This is a genomic window from Burkholderia sp. BCC1977 (assembly GCF_905339595.1).
In the GTDB taxonomy this organism is placed as follows: domain Bacteria; phylum Pseudomonadota; class Gammaproteobacteria; order Burkholderiales; family Burkholderiaceae; genus Burkholderia.
Genome location: NZ_CAJPGQ010000019.1, coordinates 94,033 through 107,313 on the forward strand (window position 1 = coordinate 94,033; position 13,281 = coordinate 107,313).

9 protein-coding genes and 1 pseudogene are annotated in these 13,281 nt (G+C 69.5%); 6 read left to right on the plus strand and 4 right to left on the minus strand.

Going from position 1 to position 13,281, the window contains the following annotated elements:
* The first annotated feature begins 164 nt into the window (after positions 1-164).
* The 6 genes from xylA (at position 165) to U5771_RS17710 (ending at position 7,342) form a co-directional block, all read left to right on the plus strand.
* Positions 165-1,487, plus strand: coding sequence for a xylose isomerase (xylA, locus tag U5771_RS17685; protein ID WP_322025167.1), 1,323 nt, complete (start codon positions 165-167; stop codon positions 1,485-1,487).
* Between the two features lie 4 nt (positions 1,488-1,491).
* Positions 1,492-2,970 (plus strand): xylulokinase, encoded by a 1,479-nt coding sequence (gene xylB / locus U5771_RS17690; protein WP_322025168.1) that lies wholly within the window; start codon positions 1,492-1,494, stop codon positions 2,968-2,970.
* A gap of 87 nt (positions 2,971-3,057) precedes the next feature.
* Entirely contained in the window at positions 3,058-4,086 is a 1,029-nt protein-coding gene (gene xylF, locus U5771_RS17695; RefSeq protein ID WP_322025169.1) for a D-xylose ABC transporter substrate-binding protein, read from the plus strand.
* Between the two features lie 113 nt (positions 4,087-4,199).
* A complete protein-coding gene (gene xylG, locus U5771_RS17700; protein ID WP_322025170.1) occupies positions 4,200-5,759 on the plus strand; it encodes a D-xylose ABC transporter ATP-binding protein in 1,560 nt (519 codons plus the stop codon).
* Positions 5,756-6,955 carry a sugar ABC transporter permease gene (locus tag U5771_RS17705; protein ID WP_322025171.1) on the plus strand — a complete coding sequence of 400 codons (1,200 nt, stop codon included), beginning with the start codon at positions 5,756-5,758 and terminating at the stop codon, positions 6,953-6,955. Before xylG ends, U5771_RS17705 begins: the two co-directional genes overlap by 4 nt.
* Before the next feature lie 36 nt (positions 6,956-6,991).
* Positions 6,992-7,342 (plus strand): hypothetical protein, encoded by a 351-nt coding sequence (locus tag U5771_RS17710; RefSeq protein WP_322025200.1) that lies wholly within the window; start codon positions 6,992-6,994, stop codon positions 7,340-7,342.
* A 277-nt stretch (positions 7,343-7,619) separates the two neighbouring features.
* Here the strand turns inward: U5771_RS17710 and U5771_RS17715 are convergent.
* The 4 genes and pseudogenes from U5771_RS17715 to U5771_RS17730 form a co-directional block, all read right to left on the minus strand.
* Positions 7,620-7,808: pseudogene (locus U5771_RS17715) on the minus strand (DUF72 domain-containing protein); the annotation flags it as partial.
* 19 nt (positions 7,809-7,827) lie between these two features.
* Entirely contained in the window at positions 7,828-9,816 is a 1,989-nt protein-coding gene (locus U5771_RS17720) for a phosphatase PAP2 family protein (protein WP_415859412.1), read from the minus strand.
* Between the two features lie 204 nt (positions 9,817-10,020).
* On the minus strand, positions 10,021-11,541 hold the full coding sequence (locus U5771_RS17725) for a sensor domain-containing diguanylate cyclase (protein ID WP_322025173.1): 1,521 nt from the start codon (positions 11,539-11,541) through the stop codon (positions 10,021-10,023).
* Positions 11,542-11,763: 222 nt separating this feature from the next.
* Positions 11,764-13,236, minus strand: coding sequence for an NAD-dependent succinate-semialdehyde dehydrogenase (locus U5771_RS17730; protein ID WP_322025174.1), 1,473 nt, complete (start codon positions 13,234-13,236; stop codon positions 11,764-11,766).
* Between the last annotated feature and the right edge of the window lie 45 nt (positions 13,237-13,281).

Below are 13,281 nucleotides of genomic sequence, written 5' to 3' on the forward strand. Positions count from 1 at the left end.
GAACGTGCACCGCGCGCAGCGGCTGGCAAGAAACGTTAAGCGCGGTGCGCAATTTCGCAATTGCCGGCCGGCAGGCGCGCGGGCACGATCCAGCCAACCGAATTCGGCCGCGTGCGTCGTCGCGACGCGCGTTGCACTGCAACAAGACCCTGCACGGAGACGCCATGTCGTATTTCGAACACATCCCCGCGATTCGCTACGAAGGCCCGCAGTCGGACAACCCGCTGGCTTACCACCATTACGACCCCGAGAAGCGCGTGCTCGGCAAGACGCTCGCCGAGCATCTGCGGATCGCGGTCTGCTACTGGCACACGTTCGTGTGGCCGGGGCACGACATCTTCGGGCAGGGCGCGTTCCGGCGGCCGTGGCAGCAGCCGGGCGACGCGCTCGAACGTGCGCGCATGAAGGCGGACGCGGCCTTCGAGTTCTTCACGAAGCTCGGCACGCCCTTCTATACGTTTCATGACACCGACGTCGCGCCGGAAGGCGACACCCTGCGCGAATACGCGGCCAATCTCGCGCGGATGGTCGACTATCTCGGCGAGCGCCAGCAGGCGAGCGGCGTGCGGCTGCTGTGGGGCACCGCGAACCTGTTCTCGCACCCGCGCTTCGCGGCCGGCGCCGCGACCAACCCGAACCCCGACGTGTTCGCGTGGGCCGCGACCCAGGTGTGCCATGCGCTCGACGCGACGCACCGGCTCGGCGGCGAGAACTACGTGCTGTGGGGCGGCCGCGAAGGCTACGAGACGCTGCTCAATACCGACCTGAAGCGCGAGCGCGAGCAGTTCGCCCGCTTCCTGTCGATGGTCGTCGAGCACAAGCACCGGATCGGCTTCAACGGCGCGCTGCTGATCGAGCCGAAGCCGCAGGAGCCGACCAAGCACCAGTACGACTACGACGTCGCGACCGTGCACGGCTTTCTCGTGCAGTACGGATTGCAGAACGAAATTCGCGTGAACATCGAGGCGAACCACGCGACGCTCGCCGGCCATTCGTTCCATCACGAGATCGCGAACGCGTTCGCGCTCGGCGTGTTCGGCAGCGTCGACGCGAACCGCGGCGACCCGCAGAACGGCTGGGACACCGACCAGTTCCCGAACAGCGTCGAGGAGCTGACGCTCGCGTTCTACGAGATCCTGCGCCACGGTGGCTTCACGACCGGCGGGATGAACTTCGACGCGAAGGTGCGGCGCCAGAGCATCGATCCGGAAGACCTGTTCTACGGGCACATCGGCGCGATCGACGTGCTCGCGCTCGCGCTCGAGCGCGCGGCGGTGCTGGTCGAGAACGACCGGCTCGATGCGCTGCGCCGGCAGCGCTACGCGCAGTGGGACGATGCGTTCGGGCGCAAGATCCTGTCGGGCGGCTACACGCTGCAGTCGCTCGCCGACGATGCGCTCGCGCGCGGCGTGGACCCACGGCACGCGAGCGGCGCGCAGGAGCGGCTCGAGAACATCGTGAACCAGGCGATCTACGGGCTGCGCTGACGCCATGTATCTCGGACTCGATCTCGGCACGTCGGGCGTGAAGGCGGTGCTGCTCGACCGCGACGGTGCGGTGCGGGCGAGCGCGAGCCGCCCGTTGACGGTGAGCCGGCCGCGGCCGCGCTGGTCGGAACAGGCACCGCACGACTGGTGGGACGCCGCCTGCGGCGCGCTCGCCACGGTTGTCGCCGAAGCCCGTGCAGGCGGCATCGATCCGCGCGACATTGCCGCACTCGGGCTCACCGGCCAGATGCACGGCGCGACGCTGCTCGACGCGCACGGCGACGTGCTGCGCCCCGCGATCCTGTGGAACGACGGCCGTGCGGATGCGGAGTGCGCGGAACTCGAGCGGCTCGCGCCCGCGCTGCGCACGGTGGCCGGAAACGTCGCGATGCCGGGCTTCACCGCGCCGAAGCTGCTGTGGGTGCGCCGGCACGAGCCCGACGTGTTCGCGCGCATCGCGCACGTGCTGCTGCCGAAGGATTATCTGCGCTACCGGCTGACCGGTGCGTTCGCAACCGATCCGTCGGATGCCGCCGGCACGCTGTGGCTCGACGTCGCGAAGCGCGACTACGACGATACGCTGCTCGACGTGTGCGGGCTGTCGCGCGCGCAGATGCCGGCGGTGTTCGAGGGCAACCGCGTGACGGGCACGTTGCTGCCGGCCGTCGCGCGCACACTCGGGCTGCGCGAGATCCCGGTGGTGGCCGGCGGTGGCGACAACGCGGCCGGCGCGGTGGGCGTCGGGATCGTGCGGCCCGGCGATGCACTGCTGTCGCTCGGCACGTCGGGCGTGTATTTCGCGGTGTCGGACGGGTTTCGCGCCAACCCCGAATCGGCGGTGCACAGCTTCTGTCACGCATTGCCCGCTACCTGGCACCTGATGTCGGTGATGCTGAACGCGGCCGGCTGCATCGACTTCACCGCGCAACTGACCGGTTACGACGGCGTCGCGGCGTTGCTCGCCGATGCCGAGGCGAACGCGCGCGCGACCCGCCCGTGGTTCCTGCCTTACCTGAGCGGCGAGCGCACGCCGCACAACGACGTGAATGCGAAGGGCGTCTTTTATGGACTGACGCCCGATACACAGCGCGCGGATCTCGCGAACGCGACGCTCGAAGGCGTCGGCTTCGCGCTGCTCGACGGCATCGACGCGCTGCACGCGGCCGGGCTCGAGCCCGCCGGCATCACGGTGATCGGCGGCGGCTCGCGCAGCGCTTACTGGACGCAGATGCTCGCCGACCTGAGCGGACGCGCGCTGACGCTGCGCGCGGGTGGCGAGGTCGGTCCGGCGCTGGGCGCCGCGCGCCTTGCGCGTCTCGCGCTCGAACCCGATACGCCGCTCGGCGACGTGTGCCCGCAACCGCCGGTCGTCGCGGTGCGCGAGCCTGACCTCGCCCGGCACACGTGGTATCGCGACAGGCGGCGGCCGACGTTTCGCGCGCTTTACCGCGCGCTCGAACCGGTGTTTGCAACGGGCGCGTGACGCGCGCTGCAGTGACTCGATGCGGGCGGCCCATTCCGGCGGCCGCCCGGCGTTCGTGAGGTGGTTCCATAACAAGGAGTGGAGACAATGAAATCCGTGACGCGTCGTACCGTATTGAGTTCGCTTGCCGGCGCCGCTGCGCTGGCGATGCTCGCGCTGGGCGCGCCGCTCGCGCATGCGAGCAAGGACAAGCCCGAGATCGGCTTCTGCATCGACGACCTGCGCGTCGAGCGCTGGTCGCGCGATCGCGATTACTTCGTCGCGGCGGCGACGAAGCTCGGTGCCAAGGTATCCGTGCAATCGGCCGACGCGAGCGAGGAGCGTCAGATCTCGCAGATCGAGAACCTGATCTCGCGCGGCGTCGACGTGATCGTGATCGTCCCGTTCAATTCGAAGACGCTCGGCAACGTCGTCGCCGAAGCGAGGAAGGCCGGCATCAAGGTCGTGTCGTACGACCGCCTGATCCTCGACGCGGACGTCGACGCGTATATCTCGTTCGACAACCAGAAGGTCGGCGAACTGCAGGCGCAGGGCGTGTTCGATGCGAAGCCGAAGGGCAATTATTTCCTGCTCGGCGGCGCGCCGACCGACAACAACGCGAAGATGCTGCGCGAGGGCCAGCTGAAGGTGCTGAAGCCGGCGATCGACCGCGGCGACATCAAGGTCGTCGGCCAGCAATGGGTGCCGGAGTGGAGCGCATCGACCGCGCTGCGGATCGTCGAGGATGCGCTGACCGCGAACAACAACAAGATCGATGCGATCGTCGCGTCGAACGACGGCACCGCGGGTGGCGCGATCCAGGCGCTCGCCGCACAGCACCTGGCCGGCAAGGTGCCGGTGTCCGGGCAGGATGCGGATCTCGCGGCCGTCAAGCGCGTGATCGCGGGCACGCAGACGATGACCGTCTACAAGCCGCTGAAGCTGATCGCGAGCGAAGCCGCGAAGCTCGCGGTCGATCTCGCGAAGGGGGCGAAGCCCGCGTTCAACGCGCAATACGACAACGGCAAGAAGAAGGTCGACACGGTGCTGCTGCAGCCGACGCTCTTGACCAAGCGCAACGTCGACGTCGTCGTGAAGGACGGCTTCTACACCCAGGCCCAGCTCGCGAGCCAGTAACCGCTCGATGGGTACGATGCACGTGGCCGGCAAGGTGCGGCCGGCGAGGTGCGGCCGGCGAGCTGCCGCCGGCCCTTGGCGCGACCGCGTGCGCACTGCGAGGCAATGAACGTATGACCGAACCCTTGCTGACGATGCGCGGCATCGTCAAGGCATTCGACGGCGTGAAGGCGCTCGACGGCATCGACCTGACCGTGCGCCCCGGCGAGTGCGTCGGCCTGTGCGGCGAGAACGGCGCCGGCAAGTCGACGCTGATGAAGGTGCTGTCGGGCGTCTACCCGCACGGCACGTGGGACGGCGAGATCCGCTGGGAAGGCGCGCCGTTCGCCGCGTCCGGCGTGCGCGACACCGAACGCGCGGGCATCGTGATCATCCACCAGGAACTGATGCTGGTGCCCGAGCTGTCGGTCGCCGAGAACATTTTCCTCGGCAACGAGATCACGCTGCCCGGCGGGCGCATGCACTACGCGGAAATGGTGCGGCGTTCGGAGGCGCTGCTGCGCGAGCTGCGGATCGACGCGATCAACGTCGCGCAGCCGGTGATGAACTACGGCGGCGGCCACCAGCAGCTGATCGAGATCGCGAAGGCGCTGAACAAGCGCGCGAAGCTGCTGATCCTCGACGAGCCGTCGTCGTCGCTGAGCGCCGCCGAGACGCGCATCCTGCTCGACATCGTGCGCGACCTGAAGCGGCGCGGCGTCGCGTGCGTGTACATCTCGCACAAGCTCGACGAAGTCGACGCGGTTTGCGACACCGTGACCGTGATCCGCGACGGCCGCCATGTCGCGACGGAGCCGATGCGCGCGCTGACCACCGACCGGATCATCGCGATGATGGTCGGCCGCGAGATCGGCAACCTGTATCCGCGCGAGCCGCACGAGATCGGCGACGTCGTGCTGGACGCGCGCAACGTGACCTGTCATGACGTGGCGAATCCGCGCCGCAAGCGCGTCGACGACGTGTCGTTCAGCGTGCGGCGCGGCGAGATCCTCGGCGTCGCCGGGCTCGTCGGCGCGGGCCGTACCGAGCTGATGCAGGCGATCTTCGGCGCGTATCCGGGCGCGAGCACGGCAACCGTGCGGATGAACGGCCAGCCGCTCGCGATCCGCTCGCCGGCCGATGCGATCCGCGCGGGCATCGCGATGGTGCCCGAGGATCGCAAGCGCCACGGGATCGTGCCGCAGCTCGGTGTCGGCCACAACATCACGCTGTCGGTGCTGCGCCGTTTCGCCGCGCGCGGGCGGATCGACGCGGCCGCCGAACTCGCTGCGATCCGCACCGAGATGCAGCGGCTGTCGGTGCGCGCAGCGCACCCGTTCCTGCCGATCGCGAGCCTGTCCGGCGGCAACCAGCAGAAGGCCGTGCTCGCGCGGATGCTGCTGGCCGATCCTCGGGTGCTGATCCTCGACGAACCGACGCGCGGCGTCGACGTCGGCGCGAAGGCCGAGATCTACCGGCTGATCTTCGCGCTCGCGAAGCGCGGCGTCGCGCTGATCGTCGTGTCGTCGGAGCTGCCGGAAGTGCTCGGGCTGGCCGACCGCGTGCTCGTGATCGGCGAAGGCGAGCTGCGCGGCGATTTCGTCAATGACGGTCTCACGCAGGAACAGATCCTCGGCGCCGCACTGAAACCCGCGCGGCAGCCGTCCGAACCCATTGCAGCGAGTGCACCATGAATACCGAACTTTCCTCTTCTCCCGCCGTGCCGCCGGGTGCCGACGCGCGGCGCACGCACCGCCATCCGCTGCGCCAGGTCTTCGTGCGCTACAAGGTCCTCGCGCTGCTGTTCGCGGTCGCGGCGATCTGGGTGTTCTTCTCGGTGCTGACCGACGGCGCGTTCGTCACGCCGCGCAACGTGTCGAACCTGCTGCGGCAGATGTCGATCACCGGGATGCTCGCGTGCGGCATGGTGTTCGTGATCATCGCGGGCGAGATCGACCTGTCCGTCGGATCGCTGCTCGGGCTGCTCGGCGGTGTCGCGGCGATCCTCGACGTCAATCGTCACTGGCCGGTCGCCGCGACGGTGCCGGCGGTGCTCGCGCTCGGCGTGCTGGTCGGGCTGTTCAACGGCTGGTGGTCGACCTACCGGCGCGTGCCGTCGTTCATCGTCGGGCTGGGCGGGATGCTCGCGTTTCGCGGGATCCTGCTCGGCGTGACGGGCGGCTCGACGATCGCGCCGGTGTCCGACGGCTTCGTGTTCATCGGCCAGGGCTATCTGCCGCGTGCGGCCGGCGACGGCCTCGCGGTGCTGCTGATCGCGCTCGTCGCGCTGCTGGTCCTGCGGCAGCGCGGCACGCGGCACCGCTACCGGCTCGCCGTCGCGCCGCTGTGGCAGGACGTCGCGAAGATTGTCGGCGCCGGGGCCGTGCTGTTCGCGTTCGTCGCGACGCTCGACCGCTACGGCGGCATTCCGGTGCCGGTGCTGCTGCTGCTCGCGCTGCTCGGTGCATTCTCGTGGATCGCGACGCAGAGCGTGTTCGGCCGGCGCATCTATGCAGTGGGTTCGAACCTGGAGGCGACGCGGTTGTCGGGCGTCGACACCGATCGCGTGAAGCTCGCGATCTTCGCGCTGATGGGCCTGATGTGCGCATTCGCGGGCATCGTCAACACCGCGCGGCTCGCGGCCGGCTCGCCGTCGGCCGGGACGATGGGCGAGCTCGACGCGATCGCCGCGTGCTTCATCGGCGGCACGTCGATGCGCGGCGGGTCGGGCACCGTCTACGGCGCGCTGATCGGCGCGCTCGTGATGGCGAGCCTCGACAACGGGATGTCGATGCTCGATGTCGACGCGTACTGGCAGATGATCGTCAAGGGCGCGGTGCTGGTGCTGGCCGTGTGGATCGACGTGGTGTCGCGCTCGAACCGGCGGTGAGGCGGCGCCCCGGCCGCCAGTGGGCGGGAGGTGGACATGAAACGGAACACGATGCCGATGCCCGGTGGTATCTCCACGCTGACGGCGGCGCCGCTCGCGACGCCGGCCGTCGAACACGACCACGGGCTCGCGCTCGGCCTGGCTGATCCGCGCGACCGCCGGATCATCGCGGATGCGCTGCGCACGCTGCCGCGCGAGCGCTCGGACGCGCTCGCGTTCGCGTTGCGCGGCTACGTCCGGTCGCGATTGCGGGTGCGCGTCGCACCCGTGATGACCGCGATGCCGAACAGAATGACGGCGACGATCTCGATGATGTGCTGCGACACGTGCAGCGTCGTCAGGCCCCATGCCACGCCGGCGATGAAAATGATCCATCCGAGCAGGTAGATGAGCAGGGTCATCGCTTTTCTCCTTGTAGTTGTAGTCACGACGCCGGTTGCCCGCATTGCAACACGTGCCGGGCACGGCGCCGGCCTACCGGGCGGGCGCGGTGAGGCGCCGTGCGCGAGTCGCGCACCGCCGTCGCGGGACAATCGGCAGATGGAGGGGCGAGCACATTTCGTACCCGGCCCCTGTGCATCGGGCCGGTTCCTGCAGGCATGAGGTTTGCGAAGGGGCGAGTCGGCGGCAGCGGTTCAACGGAACGGTGCGGCGTCGGCGTCGATCAGGTCGCCACGTCGTGCGCGCACAGCCCGAGGCGTTCCATCAACCGGCGAGCGTCGAAGGGTGCATGCGCTTTCGCATCGTTGCATCGTTGTCGACGCAGCAGTACACGCCGCGCGTTCGCGCGCGGCGGTCGCGGCGCCGGCGCGGCAAGGCGTGCAGCGTCGGGCGGCGAGCCGCGGCGCCACGCACGACTCGCCGCATCGCGATCACGACGCCGACAACGTGACCGACACGCCCGTCGCCGTATAAACCGGCGTCGCCTTGAAGCCGTCCACCGTCACGGTCGAGAACTTCGCGGAAGCCGCCGCACCGTCGATCAGCGCGATCGTGGCGCCGGCCTTCGGCACATAGCCGTTCACGAACTTCACGTGCAGCGTGCCGCCCGCGACGGTGAGCGGGCCGCCGACGCGCAGGCGCCCGCCGCCGTTGCCGTCGATGTCGAGTTCGAGCGTCGTGTTGTCGAGCTGCGTATAGCGCGTCGCGATCGTGACGGGTGCGCCTGCCGCAATCCTCACGCTGCCGCCGGCGCCGACGTACACGTCGCCGCTGCCGAAGGCCGTCGCGGATGCCGCGGCGAGCGTGCCGCCGCTGACCTGCGTGCCGCCCGCATAACTGTTGTTGCCGGCCAGCGTCAGCGCGCCGGTGCCTTGCAGCGTCAGTTTGCCCGCCCCGGCGATGTCGTTACGCCACAGGTCGGCCGCATTGAGCCCGCCCTGCGATGCGTCCATCGACACGATCACGCTGCCGTTGAACGCGCCGTAGCCGTCGGCCGCGGCGAACAGGTTCAGGCGGCCCCAGCCTTCCGCATCGTCCATGACCGGATAGCCGGACGACAGTTCGGTCGTCTTCAGCACGACCCGCCGCTGGTCGGCGCTCAGGTACGGGAAGCGCGTCTGCAGCAGGATCTCCGCGCCCTTCGGCACGACGGGCGGTGCATCGGTCGACTCGATCGCGCCGAAGCCGAACGTCAGGCGGCGCGCGAAGGCCGCCTTGTTCGCCGTGTAATCGGCGAACCGGTCGGTGGCGGTCGTGCCCGAGTGCGCGAAGGCGGCGAACGTCGTGTCGGTCGTCCCCGTGAGTTGCTGCAGCGCCTGGTGGGCCTGACCGTACGCGGCCTGCGCGTCGCTCGCATACGTGCTCAGGTTCGCCGCGCTGACGGCCAGTGCGAGCATGCGGCCGCCGATCACGTCGAGCGGCGAGTGCATGCCGGCCACGATCCGGTTCTCGCCCAGTTCGAGGCCACGGGCGACCATCTCCTGGAAGCGCTCCGGCACGAGCCACGCCATCGTCATCGCGTCGCGCATCGCTTCGGCCGAGTGGCCGCTGATGAAGCCGCCGTCGGTCGCGGGCGTCGTGCTTTCCGCCGGCACGAGCGTCGGCGCGACGACGACGCTGGTGCTCCACCGGTACGGCCGCGCGTACTTGTAGAAACGCTTCGACGGTTCGGTCGACGCGTTGTTGCCCATTTCGTTGAGCAGGTCGACCACCTTGCCGAAGCTCGCGTTCGTGCTGCTGCCGACGCCGATGTTGTTGCCGGCATCGTTGTACAGCACCGTCGTCGCGTCGGCGGGCACGCTGGTGATGCTGGTCGTCTGCTGCGCCGCGGTGCGCCACGCGCCGGTGAGCGGGCCCATGCCGTCGGTCACGCTGTAGCCCTTGCCGCGCCGGTCGTCGAAGTAGGCGGCGTCGGCCTGTTGCGGGGTGCGGGCGGTCGTTGCGTTGACCACATATTGAACATTGGCGGCCAGCACCGTGTCGTTCAGGATCGTGCCGCACGGCATGCCGCTGCCGGGCAGGCCCGAGCAGGTCGACGGCGAGATCGCCGGAAACGCGCCGTTGGCCGGCGCGTTCACGCCGGCATCGACCAGCATGGTCGCCGGCTGCCACAGGTCGAGGAAGCGGCTCACCACGCGCACGGCGGCGTTGGTCGACAGCGTGGCATAGCGCGCGTCGCCGCGCTGGTTGGTCGCGATGTTGTCGACGAAGGCCGGCACGCTCGGCACGGGTGCGCTGTCGACGAAGCCGGGGTCGGCCGGCGGTGCCGGCATGGCCGCGCTTGTCGTGGTGGTCGACGCGACATCGTCGCCGCCGCCGCAGGCAGCGAGAACGAGCGCACTCGACAGCGCTGCGACGTGCAGCGGGAAACGACTCCGTGGGCTCCGTGGGCTCCGTGACGCAAACATGCAAAACTCCATCCTGAGTGTTGAAGATGGCGGATTGTCGTGGGCGCGCGTGACGCAGCCGTTAAGAATTTGTTGCGGATCGCGGTCGACGCGCCCGAATTCTCACTATCTGGTGAATTCGTGATGCTGAACGTTTGCGGCCGGATCGATCCGGCCGGCGGCGGTGCGTGCGTCCCGCCTTGCGTGGGTGTTTGAATGAGATCGGATCAGGAACGGTCACGCCGGTTGGGCGAACGATTCGGCGTCTGCACGGCATACGCGGTTTCGGCCCTGGCGCTTCGCCGCATAGAGGGCGAGGTCCGCCTGATGCGACAACGCGTGCACGGACTTCGGGTACGCACGGTGCCCGGTCGCGCAGCCGATGCTGACCGTGAAAGCCGGAACCGTCGCGTCGAACCCGTCGAGCCGGTTGCGTTCCACCGCGCCGCGAATCGCTTCGGCGACCTTCGCGGCGCCGCCTTCGTCCGTATCGGGCAACACGACCACGAATTCCTCGCCGCCGTAGCGCGCGGCGAGATCGCCACGGCGCCGCGTATGCGCGCGGATGCATTCGGCGAGCAAGCGCAGCGCGGTGTCGCCTTGCGCATGGCCGTGCCGGTCGTTGTACTGCTTGAAGTGATCGGCGTCGATGAACAGCACCGACAGACTGCCGTCGCTGCCGCGCTGCAGCCGTTCCCATTCGTCGGCGAGCGCGGCATCGAGCGCGCGACGGTTGTGCAGGCCCGTCAGCGGATCGGTGCGCGTCAGGTCGGTGAGCAGCGTCTGCTTGCGCAGGTTGTCCCGCAGCGCGAACGCGAGCAGCCACACCACCGCGCAGAACAGCGCCCCGATGACGGACGCCGACACGCCGACCGTCCACGACAGGCGCGTGATGCCGGCCAGCACGTCGCGCCCGGCCGGCGCGACGACGGCGATCAGCGGCGTGCCGGGCACCCGCTGGTACGTATACAGCCGCACCGTGCCGTCGATGCTCGAGCGCGCCGCATAGAAACCCGATTCGCGGCTCACCATCCGCTCGAACGACTTCGAGCGGCGCAGGCGGACCATCTGGTGATCGCTCAACGGCGGATTCCTCGCGAGGATCGTGCCGTCCGCGCGCAGGATCGCGCTGACGCCGTGCGGCCCGACGTTCAGGCGGGACAGCAGTCGATCGAAGTAGGCGAGGTCGATGGCGACCACCGCGATGCCGTCGAACGCGTGATCCGGCCGTTCGATGCGCCGCGACAAGGCGATGGATTCCGTGCCGCCGCGCGAACGTGCGCGATACGCTTCCGACACGTACAGGCCGACGTTGTCCGCATCGCGATGGACCTTGAAGTAGTCGCGATCGCTGAAGTCCCAGTTGTGGGTCGGCCCGCAACAGCCGTCGATCAGCCGGCCGTTGCGGTCGGTCACGCCCATGCCGGTCACGTATTGCGCGGCCGTGCGCTCGAACAGCACGTCGTGACGCAGTCCGGCGTCCATGCGCGTGACGGCGGGGTTGCCGAGATCGGCGGCGAGGGCGACGAGCGCATTGTTGGACGTTTCGACGGTGCGCGCGATCTCGCTGACCAGGACGGCCGCGACATTGCGCGACGTCTCGTGCGCATGTTCGACGACTTCGCTGCGCGCGGCCCACAGCGTCGCTGCGCTGATGCCGAGCGCCGCGAACGACATCAGCGTCCCCAGCACGCCGACGATCAGGTGGTGGCGGCCGGCCCAGTCGGCAATTTTCTCGATCGAAGGGGATGCAGGCATGGCTCGCGCTCGTGCGGAGCGCCGGCTGCGGCTGCAGCGGCGCGGGTCAAATCCGGGTTAACGGCACGGTTACCCGGAAATCGAGGCCGGCATGCGACGCGACGATTGCATGGGTGGCGCAAACGTGTGCGGCAGCGGTGCGCCGGCAGCGCCCGCTAACGAGAGCGTGACGAGAGCGTAACGAGAGCGTAACGAGAGCGTGACGGCGGCGGCCGCGCAGGATCAGTCGAGTCCGCCCTGGCACAGGTACTTGATCGACAGGTAGTCGTCGAGGCCGTAGCGCGAGCCTTCACGCCCGTAGCCCGATTCCTTCACGCCGCCGAACGGCGCGGCTTCGCTCGCGAGGGCGCCTTCGTTGATGCCGACGATGCCCGTTTCGAGCCGCGCCGACACACGTGCGATGCGCCGCACGTCCTGCGTGTAGAAATACGCGGCAAGCCCGAACGGCGTGTCGTTCGCGGCGGCGACGGCTTCGTCCTCGGTGTCGAACCGAAACAGCGCGGCGACCGGGCCGAAGGTTTCCTCGCAGCTCAGCTGCATGTCGGTGGTGGCGTCGCCGAGCACCGTCGGCGCGTAATAGTTCGGGCCGAGCTCGGCCAGGCGCTTGCCGCCCGTGAGTACGCGCGCGCCGCGCTCGATTGCGTCGCCGACGTGGCGTGCGATCTTGTCGACCGCGCGTGCGTTGATCATCGGGCCGATCTGCGCGGCCGGGTCGGTCGCCGGCGCGACCTGCAGCGCGGCGACGCGTGCGGCGAGCTTCGCGGCGAAGGCATCGTAGACGCCGGCCTGCACGTACACGCGATTCGGCGACACGCAGGTCTGGCCGCCGTTGCGGAACTTGGCGGCCATCAGGCCGTCGACCGCGGCGTCGAGCGCCGCATCGTCGAACACGATGAACGGCGCATTGCCGCCGAGCTCCAGCGACAGCTTCTTCAGCGTCGCCGCCGATTCGCGCGCGAGCAGCTTGCCGACGGGTGTCGATCCGGTGAAGGTGATCTTGCGCACGCGGCCGTCGGCGAGCCAGTCGGCCACCGCGTCGATGCCGCGTTCGCGCGACGCGGCGATCAGGTTCAGCACGCCGGGCGGCACGCCGGCTTCCTGCGCGAGGAAGGCCAGCGCGAGCGCGGTGAGCGGCGTGTCCTCCGCCGGCTTCGCGACGACCGTGCAGCCGGCCGCGAGCGCGGGTGCGATCTTGCGCGCGATCATCGCGAGCGGGAAGTTCCACGGCGTGATCGCGGCGACGACGCCGATCGGTTCCTTGACCGCACTGAGCCGCTTGCCGCGCTGCTGCTGCGGAATCAGGTCGCCGTAGGTGCGCGTCGCTTCCTCGGCGAACCACAGCACGTACGACGCGCCGTAGGCGACTTCACCGCGCGCCTCGGCGAGCGGCTTGCCCTGTTCGCGCGACATCAGCTTCGCGAGATCGTCGGTGTGCGCGACGATCGCCGCATGCCACGCGCGCAGGATCGCGGCGCGTTCACGCGCGGGGGTCGCGCGCCATGCGGGCAGCGCGCGTGCCGCCGCATCGGTCGCGGCGCGCGCGTCGGCGGCGCCGCTGTCGGGTGCGTGGGCAACGGTCTCGAGCGTCGCCGGATCGGTGACGTCGAAGCGGCGGCCGTCGAGCGCGTCGCGCCAGGTGCCGTCGATCAGGTTGGCGGTGCGCACGAGTTCGGTTCGGGACAGCGTAAGCGGCATGACAAGTCCTTGGGTGGCGCGATTCGGTGACGACGGCAGCGGCGG